Below are 18,277 nucleotides of genomic sequence, written 5' to 3'. Positions count from 1 at the left end.
GTTGACGAGTTGTACGATTAATTTATTTTGATTACAAAATTACATAAAACGCACAAACAGAGGAAAGTAATTTCATGAATGAATTCACTATCACACACAACCTTAAAAAACCCACTGTAGCTATTACCAGTGAAGAAAAATCTGAAACATTACAGAAAGAGAAGCTAGATACTGAATTTTCTGAGATTATCGCCCTACTCGATATATCAAACAGGAAGCTGGCAGATAAATAATGAAGCTCATTTCCACCAATGGCGTGATTATTGAAATAGTTTACCTATGAAGAAAGTTGCTACAAATAATAAAAGCGTAACCACAAACTGGCTACGCTTAAAAAAATATTAAGACTTACCCGTGCGATCGCGCATCACAAATTGGCTAATCAGGACCAAAATCAGCGACATAAGCAGCAAAATCGTTGCCAATGCGTTTACTTCCGGCGAAACCCCGACTTTTACCATTGAATAGATCTTCAGTGGCAGGATTTCATAGCTCGGCCCCGTCACAAATGAAGAAACAACCACATCGTCCATCGATAGGGTAAAGCTCAGTAACCAACCCGCCATTACTGCCGGCATCGCCAGCGGTAAGATGATTTTGCGCAGAATAGTTAACTCGCTGGCACCCAAATCACGCGCTGCTTCCAGCATTTTGACATCAAAATCTTTCAGGCGGGAGTAAACCGTCACAACCACAAAAGGCAGACAGAAGGTGATATGCGAGAACAGCAGTGACCAGAATCCAAGCGAAACGCCGAGCAGCATAAACAGTACCAGCAATGAAATCGCCATCACGATATCCGGCGACATCATCACGACAAACAGCATTCCGCCAACGAACTTTTTGCCACGGAACGAGTAACGGTACAGGGCAACGGCGGTCAGTGAACCTATCAGCGTAGCAAACGTGGCGGATGCCACCGCCATCGTCAGAGAATGACCCGCCGCTTGCAGCAAGCTGTCATTGGATAACAGCAGACTGTACCACTCAGTGGTAAAACCCTGCCAGCGAATACCAAAGCGTGACTGGTTAAACGAACTGACCAGCAGAATAATAATCGGGATATACAGATAAGCATAAACGATGGTCATGAAGCCACCGCGCAACAGGCGTCCGATCATTCCAGTTCCACCTTTTTGTTCAGTAGCTTAGCCGCACGATAATAAACGAATAACATCAGCCCCATCACCAGCGTCAGACAGATGCTGGTCGCCGCGCCAAACGGCCAGTCACGGATGTTAAGGAACTGACTCTTGATCACATTCCCAATCAGCAGATTTTTCGCGCCACCCATCAGATCAGCCACATAGAACAGCCCCATCGCTGGCAGCAATACCAACAGGCAACCGGCAATAATGCCCGGCATAGTCAGGGGAATGATAATGCGGATAAAGGTCTGCAATTTGCCGGCGCCTAGATCCCGTGCTGCTTCCAGACAAGGTTTATCCAGCTTTTCGATACTGGAATAGAGCGGCATCACCATAAATGGCAACAGGATATAAACCAGCCCCAGAACAACAGCTTCGGAGGTATACATAATGCGCAGCGGTTTATCGATGATCCCCACCCACAGCAAAAAATCATTCATATAGCCGCGTGTACTGAGGAACATCTTCAGACCATAAATACGGATTAGCGAGTTCGTCCAAAACGGTACGATCAGCAGGAACAGCATCAGCGGACGCAGTTTATTCGGCATACGCGCCAGGAAAAAAGCGAACGGATAGCCAATCACCAGACAGCACAACGTCGCCACAATCGCCATATTCAGCGAATGCAGCAACACTTCGGCATACAGCGGATCGAACAATCGGGTGTAGTTATCCAGTGAAAATACCATCTGTACCAGATTGGCATCATCACGGGTCAGGAAGCTGGTTCCGATAATCATCAGATTCGGCAGAAAAACAAACAGTATCAACCACGATACCATGCCGGTAATGACGATATTCTGGAATAGTTTACGCGTCTTCTTCATCGACCAGCACAACCTCCCAGCTTTCTACCCAAGTCACGGCGATCTTCTGGTTCAGGGAATGATCAACATCAGGATCATCTTCGTTGAAGAATTCGCTGACCATGACCATTTTGCCATTTTCCATTTCGACCACAGAATCCAGCGTCATCCCCTTATAGTTACGTTCACGAACATAACCAATCAGGCCGGATACCTGCTCACCGTTATTGATCTCTTCCACGCGCAGGTCTTCCGGGCGCAACAATACTTTCAGCGTTTGCCCGACAGTCACTGGCAGCGCAGTGAAAATATCGCATTCATGGCCTTCAACATTGGCGCGTATCCGCTGCTCATCAATGCGCTGCAATACGTTGGCGTCAAAGATATTGATTTCGCCGATAAAGCGGGCAACAAACAGATTCTTCGGCTCTTCATAAATCTCACGCGGAGAACCGTCCTGCTCAATGTGTCCGTCACGCATAACCACGATCCGATCCGACATGACCAGAGCTTCTTCCTGATCATGGGTAACGAAGATAAAGGTGATGCCAAGCTTGCGCTGAAGCGCTTTCAGCTCATTTTGCATCTGTTTGCGCAATTTGTAATCGAGCGCGGACAACGATTCGTCCAGCAACAAAACTTTAGGTTTATTCACAACCGCGCGGGCAATCGCCACACGTTGCTGCTGACCACCAGAGAGCTGTGCGGGTTTACGCTGGGCAAACTCTTCAAGCTGCACCATGCGCAATGCTTCCTCAACACGCGGAGTGATCTCTTTTTCCGGTGTTTTCTGCATTCGAAGCCCGAAAGCGACATTTTCAAATACGGTCATATGAGGGAACAGGGCATAACTCTGGAAGACCGTATTAACGTGACGGTGCTCGGCGGGAATATCAGTAATATCCTGCCCTTCCAGTAAAATCTTGCCGCTGTCCGCATCTTCCAGCCCGGCAATCAGACGGAGTACTGTGGTTTTGCCACAACCGGATGGCCCAAGAATGGTCAGGAACTCGCCATCATTGATTGTCAGATCGAGCTGTGAAATAACTTGTTTGCCGTCGAAGCCCTTGCTCAAGGCTTTCAATTCCACGAATGGAGTCAGAGAGGTGTTCTCAGTCATTTATGCTATCATCTATCCCTTGGAATAATGCAGATAGAACCGCCACGGGAAAAGACTGTGTCAGCTAGCAGGAGGCATCATTTCTCCGCTGAAGCTCAAAGCCAGTGGCGACGGTTGAAATTATGAAGCGCGCATAATAAACGCAGTAAGCCCAAATTGAAAGCTGAAACACTGACAATATGTCATTTTTTATTATCATTTCATAAATGGTAACATTGAGGCACCATTTTGAACCTAGTTTTCCCTGTTGGAAATAATTTCCTGATGATTATTTTTCAATCAAATTAAACTCCTTGTTTTTCAATAAACTCCAGAAATCCCCAAAAATCAGTTCCATCGCTATCCATGTTCTATACACCAATCTTTCCGGGTAACTCCGATATTCTTTTCTTTTGTTATGACGTTATGACTCCTTCTTTCCTGATAACTCTCATTCTGATGATAAATTGCTTTTTTAATATTGAATCCCATTAATTCATTAGTATTATTTTTTATTGTTTTAATAACTAAATTTATAATTCCTTGTTTTTACTGAAATCAAAATAATTAAGATCGCTATCACTATTTAGGAAAATAATCACAGAGCTTACTTTACACTCTAACTCTTTGGCGATACTTTCCCAACACAGATAACCAGCGCTGCCTGTCTACATTACGAATAAAATAACTAAGAAAATCACTAATAAACTAACGCCAATAGATTTTAAGTTGCACCACGAATATTGGCTTATTTAAGTATTAATGCGATATCAATATAAAAATAAAATTATTTGGCTCATTCGATAATAAAAATAACGACAACTCATTCAGCGTCATTTTTTTTATCCAACTAGCTGAATCGTTTCAATTCATTGAAAAGGAATAGCGAGGTACAATTAGATGTTTAATCTATCATTCCAAGATATTCATCTGGCAGCACAGGCTGATAATAAAGAAAACGCCATCCGCCAAGTTGCCGATGCTCTGACCACAGCGGGATATACCAGCGAAGGGTACATCAAAGGGATACTGGAGCGTGAAACCCAGTCTTCAACCTATCTGGGCAATGGCATTGCCATTCCACATGGGACTCACGCAACCCGTGATTTCGTGGTAACCACGGGCGTAACGGTGATGCAATTCCCTAACGGGATAGCATGGGATGATAATCAAACCGCCTATATCGTTATCGGCATCGCCGCAAAATCAGACGAGCACCTTAACCTGCTACATCAGCTGATCCCCATCATCAGTGATGAAAATCGCGCCAGCCAAATGGCCAAAGCAGCCTCAGTTGATGAACTATACCGTTTATTGATGCACTCACAACCGCCCTACTTGCTGGATACATCCACAATCACACTGGATATTGATGTGCATGATCTGACAACCTTGCAGGCGATGAATATCGGCCGTCTGCAACAGGCCAACGCAGTGAATGCAGAATTTATTGCCGATATCCTCACCAGACCACCAATACATCTCGGGCAAGGGATCTGGTTAAGTGACAGCTCACAAGGCAACTTGCGCAATGTTGTCGCTATCGCCAGACCCAAAATTCCTTTCATCGTTGATGAACAACCGATGAGTCTGCTGTTAACCATCGCTTGCACAGACAATCAACTGGATAAACTGCTAAACCAGCTCGGTACGCTGCTACAACACGGCAAGGGAGAACGGCTGTTACACGCTCCAGATAGCGCCGCCGTCATTGCATTGCTGACAACGGATATATCACAAGAAACAGATGTACTGACCGCAGATTTCATTCTGCCTAATGAACATGGCCTGCACACCCGCCCCAGCGCGTTGCTGGTCAATACCATCAAACAATTCAGCAGCCAAATCACCATCACCCAACTTGATGGAAGCGGCATTCCCATTGATGGCCGCAAACTGATGCAAGTCGCGGGATTGGGGGTCAAACAAGGCGAGCGTATTCGCTTTACCGCCATCGGCTCCGATGCCAACGACGCGCTCACCGCTATCGAAGACCTCATTAACAAAAATCTGGGTGAGAAATTGGGATGAGCAAACATGAAATGAATAAACGAGTGGCGACCATCACCCTGAACCCCGCTTATGATTTGGTCGGATTAACCGGAGATATCAAAACCGGCGAAGTCAATCGCATCCAGACCTTCGGATTATATCCGGCAGGCAAAGGCATCAACGTTGGAAAAATCCTCAGAGCCCTCGATATTGACGTCACCGTGGGCGGCTTTCTGGGCAAAGATAACCAGAGCAGCTTTCAAAAAACCTTCACAGAACTGGGCATCACCAACCGATTCCAGATAGTCGAAGGACGAACCCGCATTAACGTCAAACTCACCGAACAGAGCGGACTCGTCACCGACTTCAACTTTTCAGGATTCAGCATCAGCAAAGAAGAGTGGCAGCGCTTTGCTGAAGAGTCCCTCAAATGGCTGAGCGATTTCAACATAGTATGCGTGAGCGGCAGCCTGCCAGCAGGTATCGAACTGGATGACTTCACCGACTGGATGCAACGACTGCGTGAAGCCTGCATCTGTGTTGTGTTCGACAGCAGTCGGGAGGCTTTAACCGCCGGCCTCAAAGCCCTGCCGTGGATGGTCAAACCGAACCGCCACGAACTGGAAATCTGGGCAGGCAGACCTTTGCCGACACAGGAAGATATCATCATCGCCGCCCATAAACTACATACCGCTGGGATCTCGCACGTCGTCGTCTCACTGGGCGAAGAAGGTGCGATTTTGGTCAACTCGGCGGGAACATGGCTTGCCAAACCACCGCACTGTGAAATCGTCAGCACCGTCGGCGCGGGGGATGCAATGGTCGGCGGACTGATTTACGGCCTGATGATGAGACAACCCTGCGAGCATACCCTGCGCTTCGCCACTGCCATCTCCGCCATGACCGTCGGTCAAAGCAACGTTGGTAACATCGACCGCCAGCAACTCGCCCGACTGATGGCAAAAGTAGAACTCACCTCATTAAAACAACAGGCTTCAAAAAATAACAACAAGAAAAAGGATATTGCATGAAAATGCTCATTATCAGTAACGATAAACAGGGACAGGCACGCGCTTACCTCGCCAAACACACACTGGAGAACGCTGCCACCCAACAGGGTTTTACCTTTACCACTGACCTGAACGATGCTGAACTGGTGATTATCATCGGTGAAACTGCACCAACTTCACTCAACCTGCACGGTAAAAAAATCTTTATAGGCCGGGCAGAACAAGCGATCCGCGAACCAGAGGCATTTATACACCGAGCCAAAACAGAGGCCAGTGTTGATCAACAGCAAAACACCGCCGATGCAACTCAGCCAAAAACCATCAACATCGTCGCCATCACCGCCTGCCCGACAGGTGTTGCCCATACTTTTATGGCAGCTAAGGCACTGGAGATAGAAGCACAAAAACGCGGCTGGCAAATCAAAGTAGAAACCCGAGGCTCCGTAGGAACAGCCAACACCATCACAGAGCCAGAAATCACAGCAGCGGATTTGGTGATTGTGGCGGCGGATATCGACGTCGACCTTACATCATTCTCCGGTAAACGCCTCTACCGCACCTCCACAGGCGCAGCTTTGAAAAAAACTGCCCAAGAGTTGGATAAAGCACTGATCGAAGCCGAGATATACACCGTCAAAGACAACACTTCCGCATCCAGCTATTCCAATAACGCCAACAACAAAAAACAAGAAAGCACTGGCGCTTACCAACATCTGATGACCGGCGTTTCCTACATGCTGCCGATGGTCGTTGCGGGTGGCCTGTGCATTGCATTGTCATTTGTATTCGGCATCGAAGCATTCAAAGAATCCGGCACACTGGCGGCAGCACTGATGCAAATCGGCGGTGGCTCCGCCCTTGCCCTGATGGTGCCCGTGCTCGCGGGTTACATTGCCTACTCCATCGCCGGACGCACCGGACTGGCTCCCGGACTTGTCGGAGGAATGCTTGCCGTCAGCACTGGTGCCGGATTCCTCGGAGGCATAATCGCAGGCTTCCTCGCAGGATACATTGCCAAACTCCTGACAACCAGATTGCACCTGCCACAAAGCATGGAGGCATTGAAACCGATTTTAATCATTCCGCTGGTAGCAACATTAGCAACCGGATTAATCATGATTTACGTAGTGGGCAAACCCGTTGCCGCAATAATGGAATGGCTGACCCACTGGCTGAAATCAATGGGAACAACTAACGCGGTGATCCTCGGTGCAATCCTCGGCGGCATGATGTGTACCGATATGGGCGGGCCAGTAAACAAAGCCGCTTATGCGTTTGGCGTTGGATTATTAAGTGCCCAAACCTACAGCCCGATGGCCGCGATTATGGCGGCGGGGATGGTTCCGCCATTGGCAATGTGGCTGGCAACGGTGATTGCACGGAATAAGTTTGACCAGAGCGAGCGTGAAGGCGGAAAAGCGGCACTGGTGCTGGGACTGTGTTTTATCTCCGAAGGAGCGATCCCATTTGCGGCGAAAGATCCGGTCAGAGTGCTACCGAGTTGCATTCTGGGCGGCGCAGTGACAGGAGCGCTTTCTATGTACTTTGGCGCGCAACTGATGGCTCCGCATGGCGGGCTGTTTGTATTATTGATACCGGGAGCAATTACACCTGTGTTGACTTATTTGGGAACTATTCTGGTTGGTACAGTGTTGACGGCTGGGCTTTATGGGGTGGTGAAGAGAAAAGATGCTGAAGTAATTGGTTGAGGTTTATTGTGTGAGGTTTATTGTGTGAGAGGAGTTGTGTGAGAGGAGTTGTGTGAGAGGAGTTGTGGTTATACACAACTCCAAAAACACCAGTTCGGCATATATTCAATAGATTTCAAATCGCTCCAAACCCGCTACGGTAAGAACAAAAAGCTGACATTGAAAGTGGACTTTATGTAGTCTAAATTAAACAAAGTTAATTTCTAACATCTTCTATACCCGATTAATTAGTTGAAATATCCATATATTGAATACCAAACAACAGACCTACCGGAAGGAAAACTCTTCACTGATCTGTCCCGAATGCACTAATGAAATGAGCATCCTCACCCACCAGACCCTGACACATATTCAACAAAGTTGATATTACGCCTACGAAATTGGCAGAGACGAAAAATATCTGCTACATCGAGCATCAAGCCCAGCGCCAAAGCGCAACTTATTGGGCTGAAGCCCTTGCCCAAATTGCCAGTGATCACCCTGATTGAAACAATAACGCGTTCAGACATTCAACGCCTTGCCACTCAATATATCGGACAAAATGAGAAAGTATTTAAGATGATCCCGAGGTAATATAGCCATCTCAGGTGGCAAATAAGGTCACCTGAGTGCCAAGAAAAAAGTGATGTAATATCAAACGGAGATCGATTATGAAAAATGCAACAACACCCACACTAGAAGGCCATACCATCACAGATTATCTGGGTGTCGTCACAGGGGAAACGATTCTTGGGGTAAATATTGTGAAGGATTTTTTTGCTGGGGTCAGAGATATCGTTGGTGGACGTTCTGGCGCTTATGAGAAAGAATTGAAAAATGCACGGGAAATTGCCTTTGCAGAAATGAATGCACAAGCCCAAGCTTTAGGTGCCAATGCGGTTGTCGGCATTGATATTGACTATGAAACCGTCGGCAAAAATGGCGGTATGCTGATGGTCGCCGTATCGGGGACAGCGGTTAAGATTGTGTAAAGAGCAATAGTACTGAGTTTGTGGATTAGGCCATCGGTTGGGTGGCTTAATTTGTATTAATGCGATTTAAGTGTATTAGTTCAGACTAGATCTGACACTTCGGTTTGAAAAGAAGAGAGTTACCGACTTTGATTAAAGGTGATGAATCCATAATCAAAGACCAAGAGGTAACTCTCATGCTTTATACTAGCAATCCAATCATCAAACACAAGGCGGGTCTGCTTAATCTCGCAGAAGAGCTCAGTAATGTTTCAAGGGCCTGTAAAGTGATGGGTGTATCCAGAGATACGTTTTATCGTTATCAGGAGCTCGTTGAAACAGGCGGGATTGATGCGTTAATCAACCAAAGCAGAAAAAACCCTAATTTGAAGAACCGTGTGGATGCGGAGATCGAACGCGCCGTTATCAACTCGGCCATCGAATTCCCGGCATATGGGCAAGCCAGAACAAGTAATGAGCTCAGAAAAGCAGGCATCTTTGTGTCCGCCAGTGGTGTCCGTTCTATCTGGCTCAGACATCATCTTGAGAACTTCAAAAAGCGTCTGGCAGCCCTTGAAAAGAAAGTGGCTGACGAAGGCATTATCCTGACTGACGAGCAAGTTGCCGCCCTCGAACGTAAGCAGCATGATGACGAAGCGTGTGGCGAAATTGAAACCGCTCATCCTGGCTATTTAGGGTCGCAAGATACCTTTTATGTCGGTAATCTTAAAGGCGTAGGACGCTTGTACCAACAAACTTTCGTCGATACTTACAGTAAAGTGGCTTTCGCTAAACTCTATACGAGCAAAACGCCCATTACAGCGGCGGATTTACTGAATGACCGGGTGCTGCCGTTCTTCAGCGCTCATAGATTGCCGATGTTACGTATTCTGACAGACAGAGGCACCGAATATTGCGGGCGTGTTGAGCACCATGATTACCAACTGTATCTGGCTGTCAATGATATCGACCATACCAAGACAAAGGCGATGTCACCGCAAACCAATGGCATCTGTGAACGGTTTCACAAAACCATCCTGAATGAATTTTACCAAGTGACGTTCAGAAAGAAATTGTATGGCTCATTGGATGAGTTACAAAAAGATCTGGACAAATGGATGGACAATTACAACAATCACCGCACTCATCAAGGAAAAATGTGTTGCGGCCGGACACCAATAGAAACCCTTCAGGATGGGAAATCCATTTGGGCAGAAAAAAATTTGACCCAAATATAATCTGACAGTCGCCGATAACAAAGTGGGTAACTGTCAGATCAAGTCGCGACTAGTACAATTTAAGACACAGTAATAATAAAACCTTCTTTTATATTCTACCATTCTATAATTTTCGTCATATGATTCCAGGCAATTAGGTAATGAGTAAGATATTCATTACTAATGGGGATGATTTATGTTATTCAGATCAAAATCTTTAAGTTTTAAGAGATCGGATGACTTCAATTCGTTGAATAGAGCTAAATCTAGTCCTAATCTAACTTCTCTTTCTCTTAATGCTAAAGCATCATTAGTTTCCGAGAACGTTTCTTTATCAAAAGTATATGAAATATTAAAGTTCATAAAGTTACTCAATGCACCAAAACTTCTACCTGACATTCCTCTAATCACAAACATTTCGACACACCCCGGTATTAGGGGATGTGGTATTTCACTCATCGAGTGTGCAGTAAATTTATCTTATCAATTAAGGAAGGTGTAGTTCAACTTACCCCAATTGATGAAAGCGAAGGTTCTTATGAATATATAGGATTTACCAAAATACGAACTAATAGGCTTGTTTTTATGGTGTTAAAACCAGCCGAAAGCCCTAAATGGAAATGAATAAATTGTATTAGCCATCACTCGATCTGACACTGTTGCTGATCTGAGCGAAACTTAATCTGACAGTCTGCTTTGTGCCAAAAGCGGACGTTCACGCACATTGTTTGAGAAGATGATAAAGTGCGCGACAGCCATCGTCTTTAAGCATCAGGTGCATAATGATTTCATCAACGTCAAGAATGAAGGCTTCCTCTTGGCGGATCATGGATATGAAACTCACAGCAAGAATTCTTCCAGCCTCCTCTATGGCCCACTGTATTTCTTCTTTTGCATCATGAGGGAAAAAATGTGCGACTATCCCTGTACCCAGCGATTGCATGGAGCGTCCAGGAGAGAAATAATCCCAGTGCCAGCGCCCTCTCGTCGGGCAATATGTATCATTCTCATCGCTCAGCATATAACTCCATTCTGGGCTGTCCCACATCCATTGAGGTGCAAGCAGCGGCTGCATGAAATTAATGCTTACCTGATGAGTTCGGGCATTTCCGATAAAACGCACTGGTGTGCGATGAAAGTATTCTCTCGCCGATTTATCTAAATCATCTTTTTGGATGGTATAGTTGATCCATGCAAGCATTTCCGACTGCGTCGTGTCTCCCGCTAGATGCTGCATTGCATTACCGAGAAATAATCCCCGCTCTCGAAACTCAGTGAGATCCAGGTATACCCTACCTACCAGCGGCACCGGTAGCTCTGCCAGACAGCTTCGCTCAAGAACGATTGGTATGATTTTGACATCAGGATCGGAAGCGAGTATTGACAGCATTTGTAACTCCTGATGCAGGCCTGAGCCTATTTTTTTTGCGGAATATATGTAATCTTCATCACATAAGCAAAAGACTTTCAACGGACGGCTTGCCAGCGCTTTCTGTATAGTTAAATCGATTGAGTCGCCAAATGCTATACTGTCACGATCCCAAAACAAACTATATTTCCACTCTAGACTGCTAATGATGTGAGATCTTATCCATTCTTTTTTATCTGCTCCTGCCCCCACGCGTAGGAAATGAAGATTCTCGTGTCACTTTTATCTTTTATGAACATTTCCTATCTGTCCTCTTTTTTGAGATGAAATTTATATATTTATTTCCATATAATCCATTGACGCTTTACCCCAATCTAAATAAACCATAACGCACAATTAAGATAATTTCAGCTTCGATATACCTCTTCGTATGTGAAAATGCTAATGAATTCTGAACGACATAGCTTCGGTAGTCATCGTTTAATCAGCTATCGTGATAATTAATAATAGCTGCCAACTTCTGCTTCTTACTTCTAGTAGACCAGACGTTTCTTCGGCCTGACTGCTAAGAGCCAGAGAGAACCTTGCTCACAACATAGCGTACTAATCAATAGGCGCAGGTCAACAGCTCCACTATTTGCTAAGATACAGTTTTTGTTGAAGCTATCATTTTTACGACTTGATAGAACTTAACCTCAGTATGAGAAGAACTAAACTTTACCTGATATACAAGAAAACTAAGAATCTCCGTGTGACTCAGCTATTGCTGGGCCATAAGAAACTGGAAAGTACAGTTCGTTACTTGGGCATTGAAGTCGATGATGCGTTGGAGATATCTGAGTCAATTGAGGTCTGAGCCTGTTAGGGCTGCTACAACAGTCCTGTGCCAGAAACGGGCATTTCTATAAATTTTAGGATTGCACTTAAGTCATCAGAAATGTTATAAATTGTACGCCCTATGTATAGGCGTAGGGGTGATGTACAGTTTGTCAACTCCCGGACAGCGACCTTCGTTGCACTCCGACCAGAGGCTGACTAATAAGTGGATGATGCTCATAACGGTCTCCATAATACTGATTACAGTATACAGTGTTTCTAACATTTGCGGTGAAATGCACTATTGGACTCTTTTGTAGTTCTTTGTGTATGAGAAGGTTGGATAAAGACCACTTTGTTAAGCCGGGGCGATGTTTTTCTGAACGACCGCAGTTCAAAATCACCCCGGTTTCACAATCCTTGAGAACTCATAATATGGAATTCCGTGAACATCCTTGGTTTAGGAAGCGTGGTTATCTTCATTTCGATAAACCTATTTCAGTGGAACACGCCTTGGATATCGTAACCAATCCTTACACCGTTGCGACTCATTCTTTCTTACCTTTCATTACTTTTACTTCAACTACTTATAAAGTACAAAAAGATAAAGGCACAAACGCTATAAATAAAACCCTCAAAGAAAGACCAATAGCGTATTCCTCTCACGTTGATAGTCATATATATTCTTATTATGCTGCAATCCTTGATGAGCTATATGAAAAAGAGTTACAGATGCATGGTATTTCAAAAAATGTTTTGGCCTTCAGAGCATTAAATAAAAGTAACATTGAGTTTGCATATGAAGCTTTTCAGGAAATAAAAAAAAGAGGTGATTGTAGTGCAGTTGCTTTAGATCTATCGAAATTTTTCGATACTCTTGATCATTCGTTTTTGAAAGATGCGTGGTGCAGATTACTTGCCACTGACAAATTGCCTGAAGATCATTATGCTGTTTTTAAAGCCATCACAAAATTTTCGAAAGTCAATAAAAATGAAGTATATGATTTAATCGGGATTCCTAAAAATAATGCCAGACATACTAAGAAAACCAGGAAACAAATCTGTTCTTTTGAAGATTTCAGGAATAAAATCAGAAAAGCTAATTTAATAACACCTAACAAAGCTAATTTTGGAATCCCGCAAGGTTCGCCAATTAGCGCTCTTTTATCGAATATATATATGCTTAACTTTGACATTGAAATGAATGAATATGTTTCACCATTAGGTGGTGTATATTTTAGATATTGTGATGATATGCTTTTTATCGTTCCTTCACATGAAAAAAATAATGTTTCTGGCGAAGCCGAAAAAAGATTATTCAAACTCAAAGTTTCTCTTAATATCAAGAAAACAGAAATTAGAGAGTTTGTAGCTACGCCATCTAAAATAAAATGTGACAAGCCTCTGCAATACTTAGGTTTTATATTTGATGGTGATAATATCTTTCTGAGGTCATCATCTCTTTCACGTTACTCTGACAGGATGAAACGTGGCGTACGCCTTGCGAAAGCAACTATGAAACGCAAAAATAAAATCAGAAAACTTAAAGGATTGCTTAAAAAGGAACTATTCAAAGAAAAAATCTATGCCCGTTATGCTCACGTAGGTAAACGGAATTTTTTAACCTACGGATATAGAGCGTCTCGCATAATGCATTCGAATTCAATAAGAAAACAATTAAAGCCTCTATGGGAAAGATTACAGAAAGAAATTAACAAATAGAAAGTTGATGATATGAAGTCACTTGTCCTCAATCAGGAGCTTCACTTTGGATTTTTCTCCAGTACTTAAATTGTTATTTCGCATCAGGTGCCTTGCCTTATGTGTTCAACGATGTCCGCTTCTCGCTCATGCAAGACCACCATAATTAAATCTCCCTCATCATAGGATGATTGATTATGAATTCGTCACCGTGGAACAAGAATCGTATTATCGGTCAAAAAAGACCTCTTCAGATATCCCAGATATGGGATATCTGAATCAGACTGGAGCTGGAAGGTAGAACACGCGATCTGGCTCTTTTCAATCTGGCGCTGGATAGTAAGCTTCGAGGATGCGATTTGGTTAAGCTGAAAGTATCAAACTTAACATCTGGCAGCTCTATTTTGAGCAGGGCAACTGTGTTGCAACAGAAGACAGGTAGTCCTGTCTAGTTCGAGTTAACCAAAGGGTGATTCAACTCCTGCCAGGTCATAAAAAACTGGAGAGCACAGTTCGCTATTTGGGTATAGAAGTTGATGACGCGCTGGAGATATCTGAGTCAATTGAGGTATGAGCTAGACAGGGCTGCTAGAGCAGGCCCTGTGCCAAAAACCAGCAATTCTCAATGAACAGAAGCAAATTAAAATACATAACAGTATGAAACTGAAATAAAAAAGATAATTTATGCTGCTTGTAACGGTGCTAAATAGCGCAAAAACTATTTTTAGTTGTTCCCGCAACACCGCATAAACGCAGGGAAAAATTTTTCAGTGAGAATTGCTGCTCCAGTTACCTATTTTTGGGTGGGGTGTCACTGTTAGTCTAAATTTGAGCTAAATTCTTTTCAGCCCAAACCCGTTTTCCATCGTAGCCCAAGGGGATTTCACCTTCAGGCCCTCACGCAACCGGACATGAATTTCTCAATTCATCCGGCTCTATCGTCCAGCCATTTCACCCGCAAAAACAGTGCAGCTTTGCCCAACACACTGTTAATGCAATAGAATATTGTTTTTAAATCATAATGAGATGCAAAATTACGTTTAAAATAAGGATAAATAACAAAATATCAAAATAATATGCTTAATTTATGATATTTTAATATTATTTTGTGATATGAGTCACAGATTGATTTTATTAAAACATTAAACTGAGCTTGCTTGTTAATTTATTGTTATGAAAATATTTTTGTATGTGATTTTTTGGCTATAATCGTGTGATGAAATTTATTTTTTATTCAAAAACATGAGGAATGAAAAATGAGAAACTCCAAAGTATTTGGCAATACCGCGAATAAGGATCTTGAAAAAATTTCGGCAAGCCTAAGTAGAGCAGCTCAGATGATCGAGCCTAGTAAAACAGATAAATCTAAAGGTCTTTTTATTATCAAGTCAAAAGCTGATCCTTTAGAAGAGAAACTACTGGAACAGTGCTGCATTCGCTGAAATATATATTTCAGATACTAGATACTCAGGGCAAGGGCATGAAAGCTTACTTATTATACATCGTTTAATCTAGCTGTCTTATGAATAAAGTGAGATTAAAAACCATCTATAACAAACTGATAAATTGAACAATTTAATGAGTCTTTTATCGACACTATTTGTTTACAATTCTATCTGAATGAAATTTAGTCTTTCATGCTCTTTCTTTAACTAGATACTAGGTATTTATGTTTAATATTTGCATAATTTACTGATATATAGTTCTTCTTATCATAAATTATTGATGAAGATATCCTCCTTAGAAAGAGTTGGTATCAAAGGATATGTTTTCTTAAATTAATAAAGGAAAGGGGAATTACTACGAAAGGTGGTAGTTTTTTATTAAATTCTCCATTACTAAATAGGTTATTACTATGAAATGGACATATTTGGGGCATTCTTGTTATTTTATAGAAACGTCAGATCTAACTATATTAATAGACCCGTTACTAACATCTTTATTTCAAGCAGGAACTGCACAAATATGCCCTGAACGTTCAATAAATTTTGAAGAAATACCAAAAATAGATGTAATAATTATAACACATCAACATCCCGGCCATTTTGAACCAGAAAGCTTGTCCATGCTAAATCGCGACGCAATGGTTATTTACCCTCCATTGCCAAGCATAGGATTATGTTTAAATATATTGGGGTTTAGTAATACTCAAATTGCAGAAACTGGTGATAATATAGAAATATCTTCATTGATAATTTTGTTTACCGGTGAAAAAGAGTATGCGAATTTCGAGTTCGGTTTCACTATAATAGAAGATGAAAAGAATGTGGTTTCATTTACTGGTGATTCTCACTTAGATATTCGTGAAGTACGACGTATAAAAACATTTTGCCAAAAAGTTCCAGTGTTAATAGGTGGTTATCCTGATGTCCAACACCGATTTTTAACATATTGGGACTTTGATTTTCCTATCACAGACATTGAAAAGAGATTAACCAGCATAAAAATGCTAGCACCATTAATATTCATTCCTAACTGCTCTGGAATGAAATATATAGAGAAGTATGATTGGGCAAATTATTATAGTTTTCCTATGCACCCCAAAGATTTTATAGAAAATATCAAATCTTATCTACATGACATAGAAATGGTTTCATTATTACCTGGTGATGTGATTTCTGTGATTAATGGGATAGCAAATTTAGAGATACAGGTCTCTCCAATAGCAAAAAGCATAGGGTATTTTGACCGACCAAGAGTTGATCCGATAAAGAATTTACCCCTACTTATAGATGATGATTCAAAATGTATTGGTGCTAACAATCTAGACAAATTTGTTTTTTCTTGGCTAATAAACAAACTTTTACCATGGTTGGAAATACAGAAAAAAAGTATTGATAGCTCTATTTTTAGATTATGTAAGCAACAGGTTAAATATAGAATAGGAATTATTCTTCCTTCAAAAAAATCCAAAGAATATATTATAAATTTTTCTCAGTCGAGTATAACTTTAGAAAAGCATTCACAAAAATCGCTTCCATATGCTTCGTTGCATATCAGGGTTTGTGCCTCAGCTTTGTTAGCCTGTGAAGCAGGTGAAATTCCTTATTTTGTTTTATATTTTAATTCAAGAGTTTATTCGACGTTACATCGTATTTTTGAGTCAAGCGATGGTGAGTTTAGGGTGCAAAGGTATGATGTAAGAGATCCTATTTTCTCATATTTCAATAATAACCCTGAAACTCATTTTAATCGCTGGTTAACGAGAGAATCAAATCGATTAATACAGGAATTAAATAATGAAAATTAAAATGGCTTTTGGTGTTAATGGAATGGGAACTCCTAGAGGATTATTTATTAGAAACACATTAACTTTAGATAGCTACTTTGGTGATCTTCTTACTCAAAAATTGTTCTTAGCAGTTCAATCTATTCTATCTGATTGGACTGACATGGATGAAGCAATTAATCATATAAGTATGGAATTTGATTTATCAGAGGAAGATGTTAAGGATTCTCTTAATCAACTAATAGATATAAAAATGATAATTTCACAAGATTTACAGAACTATAAATATATAGATGATTTTAAGATGGTCTGGCAGGAGCATGGTTGGGAAGACGCACTACAATATCATTTTTATACAACTAGATTAATCAGGATGAACTACCTTCATGATCCAAGAGGGCTTGAAGATAAAATTTATATGCGTGAATATTTGAAAAAAGAGCTGTCCCCCTCTAATTATAAAATTTATAAAAAATCACCTTTTATTAAATTACCCGGCCTTTCTGAAGTAAAGGTAAAAAGAACGCTTAGATTGAACGAAGTGTTTTCAAAAAATGTTTCAGAAGGTAATAAAATAGGACAATTCACCATTGATGAATTGAGTTATTTACTAAAGCTAAGTTTTGGGCAAACTTCAACAAGACATCTACCTATCACTGGCACCCATGTAGCAAAAACTTCCCCCTCAGGAGGAAGCCGACACCCTACTGAGGCTTATATAGTTATCTTAGACTGCCTAGGCATAGCCAAAGGTCTCTACCATTATTGCGTCAAGAGGCATGGATTATCTTTGCTCACTCCAGGGGATCATAGCGGACTATTATTCGAACAAGTGCTTGGTCATCGATCACGACTTAGCTTCAAACCTACCCTAGTCTTTCTCTTTGGGACAATATTTGAACGAAGTATGTTCCGCTATCGAGAAGGTCGTTCATATCGTGTCATTCAGCATGATCTTGGCCATGTTATGCAAACATTAGCATATTTGGCTTCATCAATGGGACGGTGTTCTTTTCGTGGGTATTCTCTTCCAGAGAAAGATATTGAGGCCTTTCTTGGGATTGATGGACTGAATGAATCCGCATCATCATTTGCATTTATTGGTTAGGGAGAAAGATATGGTGTCTATAGTAGATATGCCGAACGAACTTAAGCTAAATCCATTTTTCCGCATTCGATTCGGTAAGACTATACACATAGATCTTCTTTTACAAGAAGAAACTTATGT

Annotated in this window: 16 protein-coding genes and 2 pseudogenes; 12 read left to right on the top strand and 6 right to left on the bottom strand. The window is 42.0% G+C overall.

The window, feature by feature from the left end; translation table 11 throughout:
* Positions 1 to 74: 74 nt before the first annotated feature.
* Positions 75 to 233 carry a hypothetical protein gene (locus FE394_RS13580; RefSeq protein ID WP_319926903.1) on the top strand — a complete coding sequence of 53 codons (159 nt, stop codon included), beginning with the start codon at positions 75 to 77 and terminating at the stop codon, positions 231 to 233.
* A gap of 108 nt (positions 234 to 341) precedes the next feature.
* Here FE394_RS13580 and potC read toward each other — a convergent pair whose 3' ends face one another.
* The 3 genes from potC to potA are packed head-to-tail and all read right to left on the bottom strand — an operon-like array spanning position 342 to position 3,077.
* Positions 342 to 1,121 carry a spermidine/putrescine ABC transporter permease PotC gene (potC, locus tag FE394_RS13575; protein WP_319926902.1) on the bottom strand — a complete coding sequence of 260 codons (780 nt, stop codon included), beginning with the start codon at positions 1,119 to 1,121 and terminating at the stop codon, positions 342 to 344.
* The gene (gene potB, locus FE394_RS13570; RefSeq protein ID WP_319926901.1) at positions 1,118 to 1,978 is read right to left on the bottom strand and encodes a spermidine/putrescine ABC transporter permease PotB; all 861 of its coding nucleotides are present in this window, start codon (positions 1,976 to 1,978) and stop codon (positions 1,118 to 1,120) included. The genes potC and potB overlap by 4 nt, the downstream gene beginning before the upstream one ends.
* Positions 1,962 to 3,077 carry a spermidine/putrescine ABC transporter ATP-binding protein PotA gene (gene potA, locus FE394_RS13565; protein WP_319926900.1) on the bottom strand — a complete coding sequence of 372 codons (1,116 nt, stop codon included), beginning with the start codon at positions 3,075 to 3,077 and terminating at the stop codon, positions 1,962 to 1,964. The genes potB and potA overlap by 17 nt, the downstream gene beginning before the upstream one ends.
* Positions 3,078 to 3,956: 879 nt before the next feature.
* Here potA and fruB point away from each other — a divergent pair.
* The 3 genes from fruB to fruA are packed head-to-tail and all read left to right on the top strand — an operon-like array spanning position 3,957 to position 7,767.
* On the top strand, positions 3,957 to 5,087 hold the full coding sequence (gene fruB / locus FE394_RS13560; protein WP_319926899.1) for a fused PTS fructose transporter subunit IIA/HPr protein: 1,131 nt from the start codon (positions 3,957 to 3,959) through the stop codon (positions 5,085 to 5,087).
* Positions 5,088 to 5,098: 11 nt separating this feature from the next.
* Positions 5,099 to 6,079 (top strand): 1-phosphofructokinase, encoded by a 981-nt coding sequence (gene fruK / locus FE394_RS13555; protein WP_319926925.1) that lies wholly within the window; start codon positions 5,099 to 5,101, stop codon positions 6,077 to 6,079.
* Complete coding sequence (gene fruA / locus FE394_RS13550; protein ID WP_319926898.1) at positions 6,076 to 7,767, top strand: PTS fructose transporter subunit IIBC; 1,692 nt, start codon at positions 6,076 to 6,078, stop codon at positions 7,765 to 7,767. Before fruK ends, fruA begins: the two co-directional genes overlap by 4 nt.
* Positions 7,768 to 8,093: 326 nt before the next feature.
* On the opposite strand, the gene FE394_RS13545 is transcribed toward fruA, so the two are convergent.
* Entirely contained in the window at positions 8,094 to 8,276 is a 183-nt protein-coding gene (locus FE394_RS13545) for a hypothetical protein (RefSeq protein ID WP_319926897.1), read from the bottom strand.
* A 141-nt stretch (positions 8,277 to 8,417) separates the two neighbouring features.
* Between FE394_RS13545 and FE394_RS13540 the strand changes: the two genes are divergently transcribed.
* Positions 8,418 to 8,738 (top strand): heavy metal-binding domain-containing protein, encoded by a 321-nt coding sequence (locus FE394_RS13540; protein ID WP_045968636.1) that lies wholly within the window; start codon positions 8,418 to 8,420, stop codon positions 8,736 to 8,738.
* A 176-nt stretch (positions 8,739 to 8,914) separates the two neighbouring features.
* The gene (locus tag FE394_RS13535) at positions 8,915 to 9,955 is read left to right on the top strand and encodes an IS481 family transposase (RefSeq protein ID WP_319926896.1); all 1,041 of its coding nucleotides are present in this window, start codon (positions 8,915 to 8,917) and stop codon (positions 9,953 to 9,955) included.
* Between the two features lie 159 nt (positions 9,956 to 10,114).
* Here the strand turns inward: FE394_RS13535 and FE394_RS13530 are convergent, their stop codons facing one another.
* Together FE394_RS13530 and FE394_RS13525 are read right to left on the bottom strand one after the other, a co-directional pair.
* Positions 10,115 to 10,393: a hypothetical protein gene (locus tag FE394_RS13530; RefSeq protein WP_319926895.1), complete on the bottom strand. Its 279-nt coding sequence runs from the start codon at positions 10,391 to 10,393 to the stop codon at positions 10,115 to 10,117.
* A 256-nt stretch (positions 10,394 to 10,649) separates the two neighbouring features.
* Complete coding sequence (locus tag FE394_RS13525) at positions 10,650 to 11,483, bottom strand: hypothetical protein (RefSeq protein ID WP_319926894.1); 834 nt, start codon at positions 11,481 to 11,483, stop codon at positions 10,650 to 10,652.
* Positions 11,484 to 12,000: 517 nt separating this feature from the next.
* Here FE394_RS13525 and FE394_RS13520 point away from each other — a divergent pair.
* From FE394_RS13520 to FE394_RS13495, 6 genes and pseudogenes are all read left to right on the top strand, one after another.
* Positions 12,001 to 12,159 (top strand): annotated as a pseudogene (locus FE394_RS13520) (integrase); the annotation flags it as partial.
* A 395-nt stretch (positions 12,160 to 12,554) separates the two neighbouring features.
* Positions 12,555 to 13,841, top strand: a complete 1,287-nt coding sequence (drt2, locus tag FE394_RS13515) for an antiviral reverse transcriptase Drt2 (RefSeq protein WP_319926893.1) — start codon at positions 12,555 to 12,557, stop codon at positions 13,839 to 13,841.
* 176 nt (positions 13,842 to 14,017) lie between these two features.
* Positions 14,018 to 14,394: pseudogene (locus FE394_RS13510) on the top strand (site-specific integrase).
* Positions 14,395 to 15,076: 682 nt separating this feature from the next.
* Positions 15,077 to 15,262, top strand: coding sequence for a hypothetical protein (locus tag FE394_RS13505; protein ID WP_319926892.1), 186 nt, complete (start codon positions 15,077 to 15,079; stop codon positions 15,260 to 15,262).
* A 413-nt stretch (positions 15,263 to 15,675) separates the two neighbouring features.
* Positions 15,676 to 17,070 (top strand): MBL fold metallo-hydrolase, encoded by a 1,395-nt coding sequence (locus FE394_RS13500; RefSeq protein WP_319926891.1) that lies wholly within the window; start codon positions 15,676 to 15,678, stop codon positions 17,068 to 17,070.
* Positions 17,060 to 18,157 (top strand): SagB/ThcOx family dehydrogenase, encoded by a 1,098-nt coding sequence (locus FE394_RS13495; protein WP_319926890.1) that lies wholly within the window; start codon positions 17,060 to 17,062, stop codon positions 18,155 to 18,157. Before FE394_RS13500 ends, FE394_RS13495 begins: the two co-directional genes overlap by 11 nt.
* The last annotated feature ends 120 nt before the right edge of the window (positions 18,158 to 18,277 follow it).

The organism is Xenorhabdus littoralis, from assembly GCF_033949345.1.
Classification (GTDB): Bacteria; Pseudomonadota; Gammaproteobacteria; order Enterobacterales; family Enterobacteriaceae; genus Xenorhabdus; species Xenorhabdus littoralis.
The sequence above is the reverse complement of the archived record's forward strand: the minus strand, read 5'-3'. Positions and strand labels throughout refer to the sequence as shown.

Excerpts from the sequence above, each read along its gene's own strand:
- FE394_RS13545 (WP_319926897.1), bottom strand. The coding sequence starts at position 8,276 with ATGTCTGAACGCGTTATTGTTTCAATCAGGGTGATCACTGGCAATTTG.
- fruB (WP_319926899.1), top strand. The coding sequence starts at position 3,957 with ATGTTTAATCTATCATTCCAAGATATTCATCTGGCAGCACAGGCTGAT.
- FE394_RS13505 (WP_319926892.1), top strand. The coding sequence starts at position 15,077 with ATGAGAAACTCCAAAGTATTTGGCAATACCGCGAATAAGGATCTTGAA.
- FE394_RS13540 (WP_045968636.1), top strand. The coding sequence starts at position 8,418 with ATGAAAAATGCAACAACACCCACACTAGAAGGCCATACCATCACAGAT.
- FE394_RS13535 (WP_319926896.1), top strand. The coding sequence starts at position 8,915 with ATGCTTTATACTAGCAATCCAATCATCAAACACAAGGCGGGTCTGCTT.
- FE394_RS13495 (WP_319926890.1), top strand. The coding sequence starts at position 17,060 with ATGAAAATTAAAATGGCTTTTGGTGTTAATGGAATGGGAACTCCTAGA.
- FE394_RS13580 (WP_319926903.1), top strand. The coding sequence starts at position 75 with ATGAATGAATTCACTATCACACACAACCTTAAAAAACCCACTGTAGCT.
- potA (WP_319926900.1), bottom strand. The coding sequence starts at position 3,077 with ATGACTGAGAACACCTCTCTGACTCCATTCGTGGAATTGAAAGCCTTG.
- fruA (WP_319926898.1), top strand. The coding sequence starts at position 6,076 with ATGAAAATGCTCATTATCAGTAACGATAAACAGGGACAGGCACGCGCT.
- drt2 (WP_319926893.1), top strand. The coding sequence starts at position 12,555 with ATGGAATTCCGTGAACATCCTTGGTTTAGGAAGCGTGGTTATCTTCAT.
- potC (WP_319926902.1), bottom strand. The coding sequence starts at position 1,121 with ATGATCGGACGCCTGTTGCGCGGTGGCTTCATGACCATCGTTTATGCT.
- FE394_RS13500 (WP_319926891.1), top strand. The coding sequence starts at position 15,676 with ATGAAATGGACATATTTGGGGCATTCTTGTTATTTTATAGAAACGTCA.
- FE394_RS13530 (WP_319926895.1), bottom strand. The coding sequence starts at position 10,393 with ATGAGTGAAATACCACATCCCCTAATACCGGGGTGTGTCGAAATGTTT.
- potB (WP_319926901.1), bottom strand. The coding sequence starts at position 1,978 with ATGAAGAAGACGCGTAAACTATTCCAGAATATCGTCATTACCGGCATG.
- fruK (WP_319926925.1), top strand. The coding sequence starts at position 5,099 with ATGAATAAACGAGTGGCGACCATCACCCTGAACCCCGCTTATGATTTG.